At 55.0% G+C, this 2905-nt stretch carries 2 protein-coding genes and 1 pseudogene; all 3 read left to right on the forward strand.

Going from position 1 to position 2905, the window contains the following annotated elements; all coding sequences use genetic code 11:
- Positions 1-279, forward strand: a pseudogene (locus tag ACILQA_RS10615) (ABC transporter ATP-binding protein); the annotation flags it as partial.
- Positions 276-1502, forward strand: coding sequence for an ABC transporter permease (locus tag ACILQA_RS10620; RefSeq protein WP_395629662.1), 1227 nt, complete (start codon positions 276-278; stop codon positions 1500-1502). The pseudogene ACILQA_RS10615 and the gene ACILQA_RS10620, both read left to right, overlap by 4 nt.
- Before the next feature lie 92 nt (positions 1503-1594).
- Complete coding sequence (locus ACILQA_RS10625) at positions 1595-2875, forward strand: cytochrome P450 (protein WP_395629663.1); 1281 nt, start codon at positions 1595-1597, stop codon at positions 2873-2875.
- Positions 2876-2905: the final 30 nt, after the last annotated feature.

A 2905-nucleotide genomic window follows, 5' to 3' on the forward strand; every position in this document is an offset into this window, starting at 1 on the left:
CGTGACCGCTTGCGGCCGCAGGTGCATCTGGAAACCGAAACGTTGGACGGGCCATGGCGATCGGCGCTGCCCCCTGAAACCAAAGCAGAAGGGCATTGGTGGCATTTCACCTTGCCCGAAACCGGGGTGGAACCGCTGCTGACGGCGCTGGTCGAGGGCAAGGCGGGCGTCAAATCGCTGTCGATCGAACGACCGGGGCTGCACGATGCGTTCGTGGCCATCGCTGGTGAAGCGGTCGCCGCGGAAATGGATGACGCGCATGTGGGAGAAGCGAAATGAAGGAAATTATCCGCGCCGCCTTCGTCATTGCCCGCCGGGATTTTACGGCGATCATCTATTCCAAGGCCTTTATCTTCTTCTTGCTCGGGCCCTTCTTCCCTGTGCTTGTCGGATTTGCGGCGGGTAATTTGGGTGGGCAAATCGCCAAAGACGTGTCGCAACCCGTTGTTGGCATCGCCTTGGCCAAAGAGGATGCAGGGAAAATCCTGTCCGCGCGCGAGTCGCTTTCGAAGACATTGGGAGACCGCTATTTTGCCCGCATGGTCGTCGTGGGCGATCCTGCTGCGGATCAAAAAGCGCCGCAAAGCTATCTCACAAAAACGACCGATAACCTCAGCGTTGTCGTCACCGGCACGTTGGCGGAACCCGTGATAACAGGCACAACCAACGCCATAAAACGCGAACGTGCCGACATTGAACTGTTGGCAGGCTATGCGCAAAGCGGCGGGACAATGACGCTGCCGCGCTCGACACCCAATATTGTTGTCGAGTCGGCGAACAACGACAAGACCCTGCGCACCGTGACTGCGCAGGGTGGGCAGATACTCGTTTTCTTCCTGACAATTTTGCTGGCGGGCATGGTGCTGTCCAATCTGGTGGAGGAGAAATCGAACAAGATTATCGAAATTCTCGCCGCCTCCATTCCGATGGAATCGGTGTTCTTGGGCAAATTGTTTGCAATGCTCGGCATGGCCTTGCTGGGCATATTGGTTTGGACAACCGTTGGGCTGATTGGTTTTGCCGCGATCGGACCGGATTTGCCAAATTTCCCAACGCCGGCGGTTGGCTGGCCCATGTTCATTGGCCTGTGCTTCACCTATTTCATCATGACCTATTTGATGCTCGGCGCGCTTTTTCTTGGAATCGGCGCAATGGCGGCCACGGTGCGTGAGGTGCAGACCATTTCCATGCCCGTCACCATGGCGCAGTTGATCAATTTCTTCTTCGCATCTTATGCCCTGACCAAAACAGGCGAACCGATCGAGAAATTTGCTGCCATTTTCCCATTCAGTTCGCCCTTTGCGATGATTGGGCGCGCCGCGCTTGAACCGGTTTTGTGGCATCACGCCGTCGCGATTATCGGCCAGATTTTCTTTGCGATATTGTTACTGCGGCTGGGTGTGTATCTTTTTAAGAAAAACGTCATGAAATCAGGAAGCGCTGGCCGTGCCAAGGATGACGGTGCGCGGCGGTTATTCGGCTTCATCAAAATGCCCGGATGAACGTGTAATCACCTTTAATAGGTTGCGGTTCAAAACTGGATTGACATTTCTGTCAGTAGTGGCAGTTTCGGTGCTGAGAGGAGTCGAAAACAATGGCAACTGCCCCCCTAATCGAAAGCGATTCACTGCCTTGGGAATTGAACAAGGCACCACATCATTGGGACGTCACAAAGCCCGACATTTACACCGAGGATCGCTGGCACCCCATCTTTAAAGAGATGCGCGAAAAAGCGCCGATCAACAAGATTGAGGGTTCCGATTTCGGCAGTTATTGGAATGTCACGACGCTCAAAGCCATTCAACATGTCGAAGCGCTGCCCGACATTTATTCATCGTCATTCGAACATGGTGGCATCACCTTAATCGACGACGATGCGCTCGCCGAGCCAATCCCCGAAGACCAAAGAATCGTCATGCCCATGTTCATTGCGATGGACCGGCCCAAGCACACCGAAGAACGCCGTGTCATCGCACCGGCCTTCACACCGGGTGAAATGGACCGCATGTCGGGCGATATCCGCCGTCGCACGGGCGAACTTTTGGACTCGCTTCCGGTTGGCAAAACCTTTGACTGGGTCGACCTGGTATCCATCGAACTGACCACACAGATGTTGGCGTTGCTTTTCGATTTCCCGTGGGAAGACCGCCGCAAGTTGACCGAATGGTCCGATTGGGCGGGCGACGTCGAACTGTTCCGTTCCGAAGAGACGCGTCAGGCGCGCCTTGCCAAAATGTTTGAAATGGGCGCCTATTTTCAGCGTCTGTGGGACGAACGCAAAGATCGCGGCGAAGCGCCCGACCTTATCAGCCGGATGATCCATTCGCCGATGAAGGACATGAGTCAATTTGAATATATGGGTAACCTCATTCTGCTCATCGTGGGCGGAAATGACACGACCCGCAATTCGATGTCGGGTTATGCTTATGGGCTCAACAGCTTCCCCGACGAGCGGGAAAAGCTGGAGAAAAATCCCCAGTTCATCACCAACGCCGTCAGCGAAATCATTCGTTGGCAAACGCCTTTGGCGCATATGCGGCGCACCGCTACGCAGGACCATGACCTGTTCGGCGCGCCCATCAAGGCTGGTGACAAGATTGGCATGTGGTATCTATCGGCCAACCGGGATGAGACGGTGTTCGAAAACCCAGACAAGCTGATTGTCGATCGCGAAAACGCGCGTCGCCATTTGGCCTTCGGATATGGCATCCACCGCTGCGTCGGCGCGCGATTGGCCGAATTGCAAATCCGCATTTTGCTTGAAGAAATGGCAGTGCGCCGCCTGCGACCAAATGTGGTGGGTGAACCAGAGCGCGTCGCGGGCTGCTTCGTTCATGGCTACCGCAAGATGGATGTGGAACTGTCGCGCTATTGATATGAAAGCTTTTGGACGTTTCCGGTATAT

Origin of the sequence: Sphingorhabdus sp. (genome assembly GCF_044239005.1) — a bacterium.
Lineage (GTDB): Bacteria > Pseudomonadota > Alphaproteobacteria > Sphingomonadales > Sphingomonadaceae > Sphingorhabdus_B.

Bases quoted from the DNA above. Each gene is read 5' to 3' on its own strand.
- ACILQA_RS10620 (WP_395629662.1), top strand. From the start codon at position 276: ATGAAGGAAATTATCCGCGCCGCCTTCGTCATTGCCCGCCGGGATTTT.
- ACILQA_RS10625 (WP_395629663.1), top strand. From the start codon at position 1,595: ATGGCAACTGCCCCCCTAATCGAAAGCGATTCACTGCCTTGGGAATTG.